Consider the following 13,968-nt stretch of genomic DNA (forward strand, 5'->3'; position numbering starts at 1 on the left):
ATCAACAATACAAAAAATTTCTGTAAAATCGTACATGGTAGTTAGAGCCTTTGGGTTGTGTCGTAACTTTCTAAATGGCTCTAACTACCTTTTTTTCAAGGGCTTTTCTTATCCGTAATTCGGGTTAAATATAGTATATTTATTATGCTAATATTTTGACCAGATTTAAATTGAGTGTGAGTTCTGCCATGAAATTGATTCAGTTGTTATGTTTATCGGTTTTGCTGACCTTTGCCAGTCTATCTCCAGCAATGGCAGAGAGCAAAAAAGATCCACTTTTTGTCTTGCTTACCAGCAGTGATGCGCACCGCACCAAAATGGCAATTGGCATGGGCAATAACCAATTTGGCAAAGGTCATCCACTGACGATTTATTTGGTCGATCAAGGCGTAATGTTGGCATCTAACCGCTTTGAACATAAATATGCAGAGCATCAGAACATGCTGAAAAGTATTATCGCCAAAGGTGGTGATGTGTATATCTGCAAAATGTGTATGGAGCAGTACGGTGTTGTTGAAGGTGACTTAATGAAAGGTCTGAAATATGCCAATCCAGATGCTATGGGTGAAGCAATTTTCCGTCCAGGCACTCAGACACTGAGCTGGTAATTCGGCTGCTTGAAATGCAAAAGCCTTGTTGAAAAACAGGGCTTTTTTATTGCGGAATTTCTAGCGCATGGCGTATTTTTTTAAACGATAATCCAGTGCAGCGCGGGAAATTCCCAATAAGCGTGCCGCTTCAGATACATTGTGTTTGGCTTTTTGCATCGCGGTGATAATCAGTTGTTGCTCATGCTGTTCTAAATCAAAACCTTCGGTTAAAAGCGTGTCTAAATCTACGCTGTCTTGCTCATCTACAGTATGGTCGCTGTGCATTTGCGGAAACAGGGCATTCAGTTTAATCAGTTGTTGATCTTCCGTCAGTAGTACCGCACGTTCGAGCAGGTTTTCCAGTTCACGAATATTGCCAGGCCACGCATAGCTTTGCATAAAGTTAGTGGCTTTTTCACTGACGCCTTGAATTTGTTTGTCATACATTTTTTCAAAGTGTTTTAAGAAATGTGCAACCAATAATGGTAAATCTTCACGGCGTTCACGCAGCGGTGGAATCTGCACAGGAAAAATGTTTAAACGGTAATATAAATCGGCACGGAAACGACCTGCTTTAACCGCTTGTTCTAAATCTTCATTGGTTGCAGCAATCACGCGAACATCAATATGACGGGTTTGCGAATCTCCAACGCGTTCCACTTCACCTTCTTGTAGCACACGCAGCAAAGCCGCTTGAGCGCGTGGCGAAAGTTCAATCACTTCATCTAAAAAAATAGTACCGCCATGGGCGCGTTCAAATTTACCTAAGCGTGATTGATGTGCACCTGTAAATGCACCTTTTTCAACACCAAACAGTTCAGATTCAATCAGTTCAGGTGGAATAGCCGCACAGTTGACCGCAACAAAAGCATGTTCTTTACGTTGACTGAGTTCATGCACACCACGGGCAAAGGCTTCTTTCCCGACCCCTGTTTCACCTTGCAGCAAAATCGACACTTTTGCACCTGCCGCTTTTTTGAGTAAGTCACACACCCGTTGATAAGCCGCCGATTGTCCGACTGAGCTGAACATGCTGTAGTCATTTTTACTGGTGGCATAAATCGACTTTTTCAGTTCATACAATTCGGCTTGCAGTGCAATGAGTTCCTGTTCCATCGGTTCAGGCGACATGAACTGAATTAGCTCATCGGCAGGGCTTTTTAAAGCCCGAACCTGATTCTGCAGTGTTGCACATCAAGCTATCTTACAAAACAAAGTCAAGTTGAAAGACTTGGCTTTTTTGCAGCATCATTTTTCAAGATGGCTTGCTTCTAATTACGTGCTTCCATAAGTTGAGTTTGGTGGACTGAATTTTTAATCTCTCACGTGTTGCACTTATGCGCTAAGATTAGGCATAGCAACAGGGTGCGTATTGCGAGCAGGAGAGCCATTTTGAATCAAATAATGGATGCCGATGTAATTATTATTGGTGGCGGACAAGCAGCATTGGCCACGGCTTACTTTTTAAAACGGCAAAAAATCAATTTTCTGATCTTGGATAATCAAACGCAGTCGGGCGGTGCGTGGCAACATGCGTGGGATTCTTTACAGCTGTTCTCTCCAAATACATGGAGTTCTTTGTCCGGCTGGTTAATGCCAAAAACCGAACAGGAATATCCGAAACGATTAGAAGTGATTGACTATTTAACAGCGTATGAAACACGCTATCAATTTCCTGTGCTGCGTCCTGTGCAGGTCGAAAAAGTCCTGAAGGAAGGCAATGATTTAATTGTGTGTTCGGCACAGCAAAGCTGGCGAGCCAAAGCCGCTGTGAGTGCTACTGGAACGTGGAGTCAGCCTTTTATTCCTGCTTATACAGGACGCGAACGCTTTTTAGGCACACAAATTCATTCGGCTCATTACCGCAATGCCAATGCTTTTCAGGGCAAAAGAGTCATGATTGTCGGCGGGGGTAACTCAGGCGCACAAATTTTGGCAGAAGTGTCTAAAGTGGCCGAAACTTTTTGGGTTACACAGCAACCGCCAAGTTTTTTAGCCGATGATGTAGATGGACGGGTTTTATTTTTACGTGCCACGGAGCGCTTAAAAGCCCAGCAGGAAGGTCGCAGTATTGAACAACCGATCGGTGGTTTGGGCGATATTGTGATGATTCCAAGTGTCAAAGAAGCACGGCAACGTGATGTATTACATGGTCTGCCGCCATTTGACTATTTAACCGAACATAGTGCAGTTTGGGCAGATGGGCGTGAACAGGAAATTGATGCCATTATTTGGTGCACAGGTTTTAAGGCAGCATTGTCGCATTTACAAAGTTTGAATGTGGTTAATGCACAAGGCACAGTCGATGTGTTAGAAAATCGAGCGTTACAACAGCAAAATTTATGGTTGGTTGGTTATGGCGATTGGACAGGCGCAGCCTCGGCAACTTTAATTGGTGTTTCCCGAACCGCACGGAATGTGGCAGAGCAAATTGCTGCGTATTTGCAGACAACAGCGTAAAGTCATTAACGTGACAAAAACTGTGTTTAAAAAATGAATCATGCAATTTCAGCCATAAAAAAGCCCTCTGTAGAAGAGGGCAAGAGGGTAACTCAAAAAATTAAAGATGCTCAATCATAATAAGGTGACAGTCAGGACTTACTGTTTTGGTAAATCAAACCAAATGAACTGGCTGTCTTCTTTTGCTTCAATCACAGCATTATCAGCAAATAACAAAGCATCGCCCGCTTTAACTGTTTGCTCGCCAATGGTGATTTCACCACGAATTACATGCACATAGTTTACCGCTTGTGTTGCTGTAACTTCTAAACGATGTCCAGTTTCTAAAACAGCTGCTTTTACTTCTGCCTGTTGACGAATGTGCATTGGGGCATTGTCATTCGGGCCGACAATTAAATGCCACTGGTTGGGTGCTGTATTTGGGTCACGTTGAATTTGCTGATACGTCGGCTCTGCATCGCGTACATTCGGCTGAATCCAAATTTGCAGCATGTGTACTTCTTCATCACCATTGTTAATTTCGCTGTGCTGAACGCCTGTACCTGCGCTCATTAACTGCCATTCACCTGCAGTAATATGGCGTTCATTGCCCATGCTGTCGCGGTGGGAAATCGTACCACTTAATACACAAGTCAAAATTTCCATGTTGTCGTGTGGGTGAGTACCAAAACCATTATGTGCGGCAATACGGTCATCGTTAATGACACGTAAGGCACTAACACCCATATATTTCGGGTTATACCAATTACCAAAAGAGAAACTATGTTTGGTGTCTAACCACCCCATTTTCACATGACCACGATCTTCACTACGGTGTAAATAAGCATTCATGATAATGCTCCTATCATTTTTTTAACTTGAACTAATCTTAATCTTTTCACCGCAGCCGACCTAGAGGCGAACTGCAACATGCCGTTCTAAAATTGCAACATGTGTAGATTTTTTGCAGAACCTAGACATTTTAGAGTTTTATCGCGGCATTAAAAAACCCACGTAAAAACGTGGGTCTTTTGCGGTTTAAAGCGATCACTGATTATTCAAGGAATTTTACAGTCACGCCAGAACGTACTTTACGACCTAAATCGTTTGCATCCCAGTTGGTTAAACGGATACAACCATGCGACGCCGTTTTTGAAATGGTCGATGGGTTTGGTGTGCCGTGAATACCGAATGATTTTTTACTTAAACCAATCCAGATATTCCCCACAGGGCCGTTAGGGCCTGGTGGTAAAGACAGCGGTTTTAAGTTTTTGCCCTGAATAAAGTTACTTGGTGAATAGCTGTACCATGGGTTTGGTGCAACACCTGTCACTTTATAAGTACCTGTTGGCGATGGAGTATCTGCACTGCCAATGGTTGCTGGGAATGAGCCGACCATTTGGTTTTGTTTGTTGAACAAATACAGTTGTTTTGCACCTTTGTGCGCCACAATCAGGTGAATGTCTTCAGGTAAGTCATTGCGAACGTTGGTCACCAATAACTTTTCACCCACTTTATTAAATGTTGCATTCGGATTTAATTTCTTTAAGAAATTTTCATCCATGTGGAATTTTTCACCTAACATTTCACTTACGCGGGTGTAGTACAAGCCTTTCATTTTGGCTTGTTCTGCATAGTCATGCGGAATAGATTTCGCATAAGGACCTTTTAAGTCCGCTTCAGTAACCGTGTATTCTACAAATGCAGGACGTGAACCTTGACGTGCAACCAACGCATCCCAAGTTTCTTTGGTTAAAATACCCGTTGGGCTAATGCCATTCATTTGCTGGAATGATGCAATTGCTTTTAGGGTGTTCTTACCACTAGTGCCATCAATTGCACCTGGAGAAGCATGTGAATTGTTCAGCATCACGTGTGCACGTGCATACACAGGGAACTGACCTTTACCAATATTTTCATACCAAGTGGCATTATTTAAACCATCTAAAGTCCATGAAGCTTTTGGTGCTGCTGTGTTGGATGTAGCAGTTTGGCTTGCAGAGCTTGGTGTTGGTGCAGTGCCTACATCTGCAGAGGTATCTTCAGTTTTGTGTAGATCATCTAAGGTTTTTGAAGCCTTATTTAAATCATTTTGTTCTTGTTGCGTAATAGCAGTGTCTGTTGCATTTAGATTATTTTGTGCAGCCGATGCTTCTGTCGCTAAAGGATCAATCGGATCTTCAATAGCGGTATTGCTAATCACTTGTGGATTTAACGGTTGTTCAGCAGTAGATGCAGCAAAAGTAGTCCCTGCAAAAATGCAACTTAAACTCATTGCGAGTATTGTGCGAACCAACATGTAATTCAACCTTGAGAATTATTCATTTACATAGATAAAAACTAGCCAAGTATTGCAGAAAAACTAAGGAGATGCAGTAGTTGTTTTGTGTAAATATGCAAGATAACCCCAATTTTACAGTGACTTTTGTTTGTGTGATGTATTTCACATAAACGTAAGCTGAATTTGAACACTTAGAATAGGCTGAAAAGACGAGCAAGAAATGAAGTTATTAAAACTTCAACCTTTTTGATATGATGGCTGCAAGATTGAAAATGAGTTGGGAAAGTAAATGACGACCTTAAAAAATGATCGTTTTCTTCGTGCCTTATTACGTGAGCCAGTAGATTGCACGCCCGTATGGATGATGCGTCAGGCAGGACGTTATTTACCAGAATATCGTGCTACACGTGCGCAGGCAGGAGATTTTCTTTCTCTATGCAAAAATACTGAATTTGCCTGTGAAGTGACTTTACAGCCTTTGCGTCGTTATGAATTAGATGCTGCGATTTTATTTTCAGATATTTTAACTGTACCCGATGCATTAGGCTTAGGTCTGTATTTTGAAGTAGGCGAAGGGCCAAAGTTTCATAAAACGGTGCGTACCGAGCAAGACGTTGCCAATTTACCTAAATTTAATGCCAAGTCAGACTTAGACTATGTCATGAATGCAGTATCGACCATTCGTTCTGCTTTGGGCGGACAAGTGCCTTTAATTGGTTTTTCAGGTAGTCCATGGACTTTGGCAACGTATATGGTTGAAGGTGGTTCAAGCAAAGATTTCCGTTTCACCAAAAACATGATGTACGCACAGCCTGAAGTTTTACATGCACTATTAGACCGTTTGGCCGATGCAGTGACCGAATACTTAAATGCACAAATTGATGCAGGCGCACAGGCAGTACAAATTTTTGATAGTTGGGGCGGTGCATTGGCCCATCGTGAATATCTTGAATTTTCACTCCACTATATGCAGAAAATTGTGTCAGGTCTGCAACGTGAAAAAGATGGACGTAAAATCCCTGTTATTTTATTTACCAAAGGTGGCGGTCAATGGCTGGAGCCAATGATTGCAACAGGTGCAGATGCTTTTGGTCTGGACTGGACAACACCGTTAAATGTCGCACGTCAAACGGTGAGTGGTCGTGCCGCATTGCAGGGTAACTTAGACCCAGCCACTTTGTACGGTTCACCTGAAGCAATTGCCAAAGCAACACGTGCGATGCTGGATGATGCCTATGCCAATGGTGAAAAAACAGGTTATGTGGCCAACTTGGGTCATGGTATTACCCAATGGGTTGACCCTGAACGTCCTAAAGTGTTTATCGATACCGTACATGAATACAGCGCTAAATATCTATAATAAAAGCAATCATATAGATCAGTTAGTTGTAGATGGAAATGGGTAACGTGAGCTTCAGTCGGGTCGTCAAATCATGATGTGGCGAACATGGCTGAAGTCAGGATTTGAATTTTCGACTAAGGCAGCTTCGGCTGCCTTATTTGGAATTTTATTGCTGATTGCATTTGCATTTACAGCACCTATGGCCAGTCAGGAATATTTTGGCTTTTTTCGTTATGACTATTTGCTGTTTTATGCCTTAATCATTCAGGTTTGTCTTTTATATTTAAAACTAGAATCTTGGGCTGAAGCCAAGGTGATTGCTTTATTTCATATTTTGGCAATGATCATGGAAATTTTTTTAACCCATCCACAAATTGCATCGTGGCAATATCCTCAACCTGCTGTCTTTAAAATTATGACTGTACCGCTATTTGCAGGCTTTATGTATTCTGCAGTTGGCAGTTTCTTTGCACGTTCTTTGCGTTTGTATCAGGTATCTTTACGGAATTTGCCGACTTTTGGCAATATGATGGCCTTGGCGGTGTTGTCGTACATCAACTTCATGAGCAAGTTTTTTATCCCCGATATTCGTTATGGCTTGTTTGTGTGGAGTGTCGTAATTTTCTGGAAAACTAAAATTCGTTTTCAATTACAGCAGCATTTATTACAACTGCCGATGTTGCCTGTATTGCTGCTTTTGGCTTTTATTATTTGGGTGGCAGAAAACATTAGCACCTTTTATCAAATATGGTTGTATCCAAGTCAGGTCGATGCATGGCACATGGTTGGCTGGGGCAAACTCGGTTCTTGGTATTTATTGCTGTTACTGAGTCTGGTTTTGGTTATGCAAATACTTGGTATTCGTGATGCTCAAGGACGATGGACACTTAAAGATGAGGCTCCGAAAACAGACTCAATTCAGAGATGATCTTACGCTACAAAAATAATGCATGACTTTGGTATAAATGTTTTGCGTTCTTAGTCGCATCTCGCTATCTTAAAGCGGTGTAATAAAAGTTACACAAAGCAATAATAATGATTCGAAGCATAACTTTTCGGATAATAAATTTCTGGAGTACGACTATGATGAAAAAATTAGCATTGGCTGCTGTGTTGGCAGTGGGTTCTACAGCAGCATTTGCAGACCGTGATGCAGGTTGTGGTATCGGTTCACAAGTTTGGGCAGGTCAGTCTGGTAAAGTGGCTAAAATTTTAGCAGCAACCACCAACGGTATTTTTGCTAACCAATTATTTGGTATTACATTTGGTACTTTAGGTTGTAGCGGTACAGGTACAGTAACTGCACAAGTCGTGACTTTTACCAATGAAAATGCTGAAACATTGGCACGCGATATGGCAGTTGGTGAAGGTGAAAGCTTAAATGTATTGGCTGAATTGCTAAGCATTAAAGCTGAAGATAAAGCACACTTCTTTACAGTTTCTAAGCAAAACTTTGCTTCTATCTACTCTGCAGAAAACCAAACGTCTTTAGAAGTTCTGGCTTCTTTACAAAACGTAATGGCAAATGATGACGTATTAAAAGCATACGTTTAAGTTTGAATGAAAGCCCTGTGTAATTGCAGGGCTTTTTTATACCCAAATACAATGTTGAAATTCAAATTTACCTATAAAAAACATATAAGATGTCCATGAAATTTTTTGTCTTGTGTACTGCTGCTTTTTTATCTCCTACGGTTTTTGCTTTATCTTCTGAAATATCAACCAGCCTGACTCAACAACTTTCTCCAAGTTCTGTGGCACAAAGGGCTGAAACTTTAGCCACATCTGCAAGCAATTATGTGCAAAAAGCCAAAGATTTGCACTTAGCAGAACAGGTGACTTGGCAGCGCTTAATGTATGCGCAGCAAGGCAAAAGTGAAGTGCAATATGCAGGCTATTTTGTGTCGGAACAAGGCGGAAGCAATTTAAACCAAGAGTTACTTCGCAATGTGCAGGCATTATTTGAAACAGCGCCTGCCAATCAATCGGTGCAGTGCAAATTTCCTGCACGTAGCCGCTGGTTAATTGAACAATTACAAATTCCTCAACAAGATTTGGCACAGGTGCAATGTCCTGAATTGGACGAATGGATTGGACAAATTAAACCTTATAAAGCAGTGCTGATTTATGCCACAGACTTTATGGGCAATCCAAGTTCTATGTTTGGGCATACTTTATTGCGCTTAGACCCAAAAGATCAAAAACAACTGAATTTAATTTCTTATGCTGTCAATTATGCAGCAACGGTAACGGGCAGCGAAGGTTGGTCTTATGCATGGAAAGGACTTACAGGGCAATATCTGGGTGAATATTCACTGATGCCGTATTACCGCAAAGTAAAAGAATATGGCGATTTAGAAAGCCGAGATTTGTGGGAATATGAACTGGCACTGAATGAGCAGGAAACCACATTTTTAGTGCAGCACATTTGGGAAATGAAGCATGTGCAATTTCCGTATTATTTTATCAGTGATAATTGTGCCTATCGCTTATTGGGTTTAATGGATTTGGTGCGCCCTGAGCTGAATTTACAGCAGCAGTTTAGAGTCGTATCTATTCCAATTGAAACACTAAAAGCTGTAGAGCAGGAAAATTTAGTGGCAGATGTTGTCTATCGTCCTGCTTTGGAAACTCAGTTATTGGCGCAAGCTAGACAACATGGCACAGCGTTGGCAAAAACTGCCCATCAAGTGGCCGAAGCAGAACCTGAAAATGTGGCGGCAGTTTTGCAAAATCACAGCCAAATCGATCAAGCTAAAATTCTGGAAATGGCTTATGACGATTTGTATCTGAAACTGATTGGACGCAAAATTGAAGCCAAAATTGCACAACCGCGACTGAGACAAATTTTAAGTTTAAGAAGTCAGATCAATTTAGAAAAACAACGTCAGGATGTCGCACGCCCTCAGGTCGATCCTGTGCAGGGGCATCATGCACGAAGCTTTGCTGTGCGTACTGGCGAGGTGCAAGGCGAGCATTTTGTAGAGTTGAGTCATCGACAGGCTTACCATGACTTACTTGATCCGCAAGGTGGTTTTCGTACAGGGACGCAACTCAACTTTTTAGAAGCTTCTGTGCAATATCGTGAAGACCGCTTAAAACTGAATCAGTTAGATTTACTCTCGGTGAACTCTTATAACCCAATGACCGCATTTAAAACACCACTTAGTTGGGGCTTTAATTTGGGTTGGCAGCAAGAAGCCTTGAATTCGCACGGGGCTTTTAGCGAAACGGAACAGCATGGTGTTTTAAGTTTAAAAACACAGTTTGGTTATAGCGTGGCTAATCAAGCGCGTGAACATTTGTGTTATGTGCAAATTCAAAATCATGTGCAAGCGGGTAAGGCTTTAGACAAAGGCTGGCGTGTTGGAATTGGCCCAACACTGGGTTGTCAAAATATCTGGTCAGCACGCATGAATAGTTTGGTTCAGCTTGAATTACCGTATTGGGAAGAACGTCACCAATCGCAATTTAAGCTGAACAGCCAGTTGCAATATGTACTCAACCCGCAGCATGTGTTGCGATTGGGTTGGGAATATCAACAACAGGACAAACAGGACTGGAACAAGACCAGTTTAGGCTATGTGCATTTTTTTTAAAGAGCTGTTGAATTTATACTGAATTGTAAAAAACCAGCTAAACAAGTTGAGTTGCTGGTGAAACCCGTTAAAATTTAGCAGTTTCTTTTGGCTGGGTTGTTGTGGATGTATCAAGAGTGTACGCATGAGCTTGCAGAGCAATGGAAGTCAATTTGCGAGCAATTTAAGCCAGAAGATTTGCAAGCGACATTCCAGTTTATTCAAGCACATGCAGAAGATTTTGTGATCGAGTTCTATCAGCAAATGTTGCTTGAAGAACATGCGACAGAATTTTTGTCTGCAGAGATGGTGAAGAATCGCTTAAAAAACTCTTTATATCAGTGGCTAATTTCCAGTTTTGAAGTTCCGTTTCAACACAATTATAACGAGATTGTAGAAAAGCAATTTAAAGTGGGCGATGTGCATGCACGTGTACAAATTCCATCTTGGCTGATTATTCGTGGTGTGCGCGTTATTATAAAAAAGGCTTTTGAGTTTTTTGCAACAGAAGCCAATAGCAACTTAAATCAGTTTAATTATTTAAGCCAAATTTTATGCTTTGCCACAGAAATTATGTGCCGATCTTATGAAATGAAGGTCGAAGTACATAATGATATGAAACATACCTATCGCTTATTTTCTGCCATGCAAGATGTTGCCGTGCACAAAGATCGACAACGCGGAACTTTGCTGGATTGGGAAAATGAACTGATGTTTCAGGTGGTGTCCGATCACACCAAAATGACGCAACCGATTTTATCTAAAACAGAATTTGGTTTATGGTTTATTCATAAAGCGGCTTATGCATTTTCAAGTTCGGAACAAGTACAAACTATTACTGAATTTATTTATCAGGTGGATGAATTAATTCAGAAAATTGGTCAATGTGAAAGTCAGGCACAGGCAATTGAAATGATTCAATCCATTCGTGCCAAGAATCGTGAAATTTTGCATTTAGTCGATCAAATTTTTCAGGTGTCTGAATATATCAATTCAGGCAATGATGCCTTAACTCAACTGCTCAACCGCCGTTATTTAAATACCATCGTGTCCCGTGAAATTAATTTTTCACGAAAAAATAATTCGCCTTTAACATTGTTGGCGATAGATGCCGATCATTTTAAATCAATCAATGACCGTTATGGACATGCAGCAGGAGATGATGCATTACAGTTTTTAGCTGATGTGATTTTGCAATATGCAAAAGGCAGTGACTATGCCTTCCGAATTGGCGGCGAAGAATTTTTACTGTTACAGATTGATACCACCATTGATCGTGCCTTGGTAGTCGCTGAAAATATTCGTAAACGTGTCGAAAAAGCCACATTAAAAACATCAACAGGTGAAGAATTTAACTTTACCATTAGTATAGGTGTGCATGAATATGATGGGCATCCAGACTATCAACGTTTTTTTGAAGAAGTGGATAAAGCCTTGTATATGGCAAAAAATAATGGACGCAACAATGTGTCTGTAGGTTGAATCTGAAGATGTATCAAGCTAATTTTTTAATCTAAAACCCAAAAATCCCGAACATAAATTTCGGGATTTTTTATTTGATTGAGGAACTTAGCCACAATTTAAAAACTCTCAGGCACCGCACTTAAAAATTCACGACGGGCTTCTTTATCTGTTTTAAAGTCACCTACAAAAGATACGGTACGTGTGGTCGATTCCTGTTTGCCTACACCGCGCATCATCATGCACATATGGGCTGAATCAATCACCACAGCAACACCGCGTGCTTTGGTCACTTCAGCCACAGCTTCCGCAATTTGCTGAGTCAGATTTTCCTGAATTTGCAAACGACGTGCAAACATTTCGGTAATACGGGCAAATTTAGACAAGCCTAAAACATTACCTTCAGGTAAATAGGCGATATGCACACGACCATAAAATGGCAATAAATGATGTTCACACAATGAGTAGAACTCAATATTTTTCACCAAGACCATTTCACGGTTGTCGGATGGAAATACGGCATTATTGGTCACTTCGGCTAAGGTTTGGCTATACCCCGAAGTTAAATACGAAAAAGCTTTAGCAGCACGCATCGGCGTATCTTTTAGACCTGGACGATTAAGATCTTCACCAACGGCGGTTAGGATGTTTGCGTAGGATTGCTGCATAGACATAAGACGTGTTCACTTACACTGATATTGAACAAGGACGGCATTGTAACAGAAAACTATTGCAATGCCTTGTTTAAAAGATGAAACCGATTACTGTTTAAACTTTGGGTTTTTTTCGCTGCGTTTAAGCAACACTAAAACTGCACCAGTGCCACCTTGTTTTTCAGGCGCACTCACAAAAGCCAAAACATCACGATGCTGACGCAGCCAACCATTCACATAAGTTTTTAAAATGGCTTCAGGGCCTTTGCCATGCACAATTTTAATCACGTTCTGGTTTTCATCTTTAGCCATTTGAATGATTTGCAAAACGGCTACCCGCGCTTCTTCTACCGTACAACCGTGCAAATCAACAGCTTCAAACCAGCGTAAGTTGCCTGCTTTTAAATCTTCAAAGACTTTATGTTGCAAAGTTGCAATGCGATAGCTCAGCGAAGCTTGGCTGCCCACAGGGTTAAGCATGGCTTGCGTATCGGACAGCAATGTATCATCGGTTTCCATAGGGCCTATGGCTGCTGCACGTTTGGCCAGCGTTTGGGCATCTGGTTTTTTCTTGGCAGTGTGTTCGATTTTTGCAATATTGCCTGCGTCCATTTTTTGAACGCCTTGCATTTGCTGACGAAACAATGCGAGATCATCTTCCTGTTGTTGCTCAGGCGTCTGAACTTTGGGTTCAGACGGCTTGGCAATGCTTGAAGTATGAGGCTGAGTGATTTGCTTTTTAAAAGATTTTAGTAAATTGTACTGTTCTTTAGAAAGCGAAGAATCATGTTTACTCATGGTATTTCAAATTGGATTATAGATTTTCAGGCTGACCAAACAGTGCCGTAAAGGCATGGTCAGGACGTGCTTGTTTCATAAAACTTTCACCGACCAAGAAACTGTGAATCTCATGGTCTTGCATCATGCGGACATCTTCTGGTGTGGCGATACCACTTTCAGTGACCAATAAACGCGCAGGCGGCAACAAGTTTTTTAAACGCAATGAGGTGTTTAAATCGACTTCAAAGGTTTTTAAATTTCGGTTATTGACCCCTAAAATACAACGCTCTGAAAGATTCAAAGCACGTTCCAATTCAGTTTCATCATGCACTTCAACCAACACATCTAAGTGATGTTCAAAAGCCGTTTCCGACATTTCTTCCAACTGTTGGTCAGATAGGCAAGACACAATCAATAACACACAGTCTGCGTGTAGGGCACGTGCTTCTACCACACCATACGGATCAATCAAGAAATCTTTACGCAGGGCAGGCAAGTTACAGTGTGAACGGGCAATCTGAATATTTTCATCTGCACCCTGAAAGAAATCGACATCAGTCAGCACAGATAAACAGGCTGCGCCTGCGGCTTCATATTGCTGTGCAATTTCGGCAGGGTCAAAGTTTTCACGAATAATGCCTTTAGATGGTGATGCTTTTTTAATTTCCGCAATCACCGCTGGGCGTTTGTTATGCAAGGCTTGTGCAAAGCCACGTGCAGGTGTTGCTGCACGTGCCAATTGTTCTAGGTCTGCATAACTGCGTTGTTTTAAACGCTCGGCAAACTCTTCTTTTTTACGTTCTACAATTTTACCTAAAATGGTATTGCTAATATCCACCATGAT

General features: G+C 41.4%; 12 protein-coding genes and 1 pseudogene. 7 read left to right on the forward strand and 6 right to left on the reverse strand.

The genetic code is table 11. From position 1 onward, the window contains the following. The first annotated feature begins 188 nt into the window (after window positions 1–188). Window positions 189–608: a DsrE family protein gene (locus FTT91_RS07435; protein ID WP_180169209.1), complete on the forward strand. Its 420-nt coding sequence runs from the start codon at window positions 189–191 to the stop codon at window positions 606–608. Window positions 609–668: 60 nt separating this feature from the next. Here FTT91_RS07435 and FTT91_RS07440 read toward each other — a convergent pair. After that, window positions 669–1,742 (reverse strand): annotated as a pseudogene (locus FTT91_RS07440) (sigma-54 interaction domain-containing protein); the annotation flags it as partial. A 252-nt stretch (window positions 1,743–1,994) separates the two neighbouring features. Between FTT91_RS07440 and FTT91_RS07445 the strand changes: the two are divergent. After that, window positions 1,995–3,050: an ArsO family NAD(P)H-dependent flavin-containing monooxygenase gene (locus FTT91_RS07445; protein ID WP_373424807.1), complete on the forward strand. Its 1,056-nt coding sequence runs from the start codon at window positions 1,995–1,997 to the stop codon at window positions 3,048–3,050. A gap of 138 nt (window positions 3,051–3,188) precedes the next feature. On the opposite strand, the gene FTT91_RS07450 is transcribed toward FTT91_RS07445, so the two are convergent. Continuing rightward, window positions 3,189–3,881, reverse strand: coding sequence for a pirin family protein (locus FTT91_RS07450; protein WP_004971950.1), 693 nt, complete (start codon window positions 3,879–3,881; stop codon window positions 3,189–3,191). A 202-nt stretch (window positions 3,882–4,083) separates the two neighbouring features. Then, window positions 4,084–5,328, reverse strand: a complete 1,245-nt coding sequence (locus tag FTT91_RS07455) for a L,D-transpeptidase family protein (RefSeq protein WP_180051624.1) — start codon at window positions 5,326–5,328, stop codon at window positions 4,084–4,086. A gap of 271 nt (window positions 5,329–5,599) precedes the next feature. On the opposite strand from FTT91_RS07455, the gene hemE reads away from it, so the two are divergent. The 5 genes from hemE to FTT91_RS07480 all read left to right on the forward strand — a co-directional run bounded on the left by hemE (window position 5,600) and on the right by FTT91_RS07480 (window position 11,712). Then, the gene (gene hemE, locus FTT91_RS07460; protein ID WP_004971944.1) at window positions 5,600–6,670 is read left to right on the forward strand and encodes a uroporphyrinogen decarboxylase; all 1,071 of its coding nucleotides are present in this window, start codon (window positions 5,600–5,602) and stop codon (window positions 6,668–6,670) included. Between the two features lie 76 nt (window positions 6,671–6,746). Then, window positions 6,747–7,580 (forward strand): DUF817 family protein, encoded by an 834-nt coding sequence (locus FTT91_RS07465; protein ID WP_180169238.1) that lies wholly within the window; start codon window positions 6,747–6,749, stop codon window positions 7,578–7,580. Window positions 7,581–7,735: 155 nt separating this feature from the next. Beyond that, complete coding sequence (locus FTT91_RS07470) at window positions 7,736–8,206, forward strand: DUF3015 family protein (protein ID WP_180169210.1); 471 nt, start codon at window positions 7,736–7,738, stop codon at window positions 8,204–8,206. A gap of 95 nt (window positions 8,207–8,301) precedes the next feature. Further along, a complete protein-coding gene (locus FTT91_RS07475; RefSeq protein WP_180169211.1) occupies window positions 8,302–10,251 on the forward strand; it encodes a DUF4105 domain-containing protein in 1,950 nt (649 codons plus the stop codon). Between the two features lie 105 nt (window positions 10,252–10,356). Further along, the gene (locus tag FTT91_RS07480) at window positions 10,357–11,712 is read left to right on the forward strand and encodes a diguanylate cyclase (RefSeq protein ID WP_104853199.1); all 1,356 of its coding nucleotides are present in this window, start codon (window positions 10,357–10,359) and stop codon (window positions 11,710–11,712) included. Window positions 11,713–11,810: 98 nt separating this feature from the next. On the opposite strand, the gene folE is transcribed toward FTT91_RS07480, so the two are convergent. The 3 genes from folE to trpC all read right to left on the reverse strand — a co-directional run bounded on the left by folE (window position 11,811) and on the right by trpC (window position 13,965). Continuing rightward, window positions 11,811–12,359 (reverse strand): GTP cyclohydrolase I FolE, encoded by a 549-nt coding sequence (gene folE, locus FTT91_RS07485; RefSeq protein WP_171062567.1) that lies wholly within the window; start codon window positions 12,357–12,359, stop codon window positions 11,811–11,813. 93 nt (window positions 12,360–12,452) lie between these two features. Beyond that, a complete protein-coding gene (locus FTT91_RS07490; RefSeq protein WP_104853200.1) occupies window positions 12,453–13,142 on the reverse strand; it encodes a Smr/MutS family protein in 690 nt (229 codons plus the stop codon). Window positions 13,143–13,158: 16 nt separating this feature from the next. Continuing rightward, entirely contained in the window at window positions 13,159–13,965 is an 807-nt protein-coding gene (gene trpC, locus FTT91_RS07495) for an indole-3-glycerol phosphate synthase TrpC (protein ID WP_179988955.1), read from the reverse strand. Window positions 13,966–13,968: the final 3 nt, after the last annotated feature.

Origin of the sequence: Acinetobacter sp. YH12021 (assembly GCF_013420145.1) — a bacterium.
Lineage (GTDB): Bacteria > Pseudomonadota > Gammaproteobacteria > Pseudomonadales > Moraxellaceae > Acinetobacter > Acinetobacter towneri.

Coding starts and splice junctions, on each gene's coding strand:
- FTT91_RS07435 (WP_180169209.1), top strand. CDS start 189: ATGAAATTGATTCAGTTGTTATGTTTATCGGTTTTGCTGACCTTTGCC.
- FTT91_RS07445 (WP_373424807.1), top strand. CDS start 1,995: ATGGATGCCGATGTAATTATTATTGGTGGCGGACAAGCAGCATTGGCC.
- FTT91_RS07450 (WP_004971950.1), bottom strand. CDS start 3,881: ATGAATGCTTATTTACACCGTAGTGAAGATCGTGGTCATGTGAAAATG.
- FTT91_RS07455 (WP_180051624.1), bottom strand. CDS start 5,328: ATGTTGGTTCGCACAATACTCGCAATGAGTTTAAGTTGCATTTTTGCA.
- hemE (WP_004971944.1), top strand. CDS start 5,600: ATGACGACCTTAAAAAATGATCGTTTTCTTCGTGCCTTATTACGTGAG.
- FTT91_RS07465 (WP_180169238.1), top strand. CDS start 6,747: ATGTGGCGAACATGGCTGAAGTCAGGATTTGAATTTTCGACTAAGGCA.
- FTT91_RS07470 (WP_180169210.1), top strand. CDS start 7,736: ATGATGAAAAAATTAGCATTGGCTGCTGTGTTGGCAGTGGGTTCTACA.
- FTT91_RS07475 (WP_180169211.1), top strand. CDS start 8,302: ATGAAATTTTTTGTCTTGTGTACTGCTGCTTTTTTATCTCCTACGGTT.
- FTT91_RS07480 (WP_104853199.1), top strand. CDS start 10,357: ATGTATCAAGAGTGTACGCATGAGCTTGCAGAGCAATGGAAGTCAATT.
- folE (WP_171062567.1), bottom strand. CDS start 12,359: ATGCAGCAATCCTACGCAAACATCCTAACCGCCGTTGGTGAAGATCTT.
- FTT91_RS07490 (WP_104853200.1), bottom strand. CDS start 13,142: ATGAGTAAACATGATTCTTCGCTTTCTAAAGAACAGTACAATTTACTA.
- trpC (WP_179988955.1), bottom strand. CDS start 13,965: ATGGTGGATATTAGCAATACCATTTTAGGTAAAATTGTAGAACGTAAA.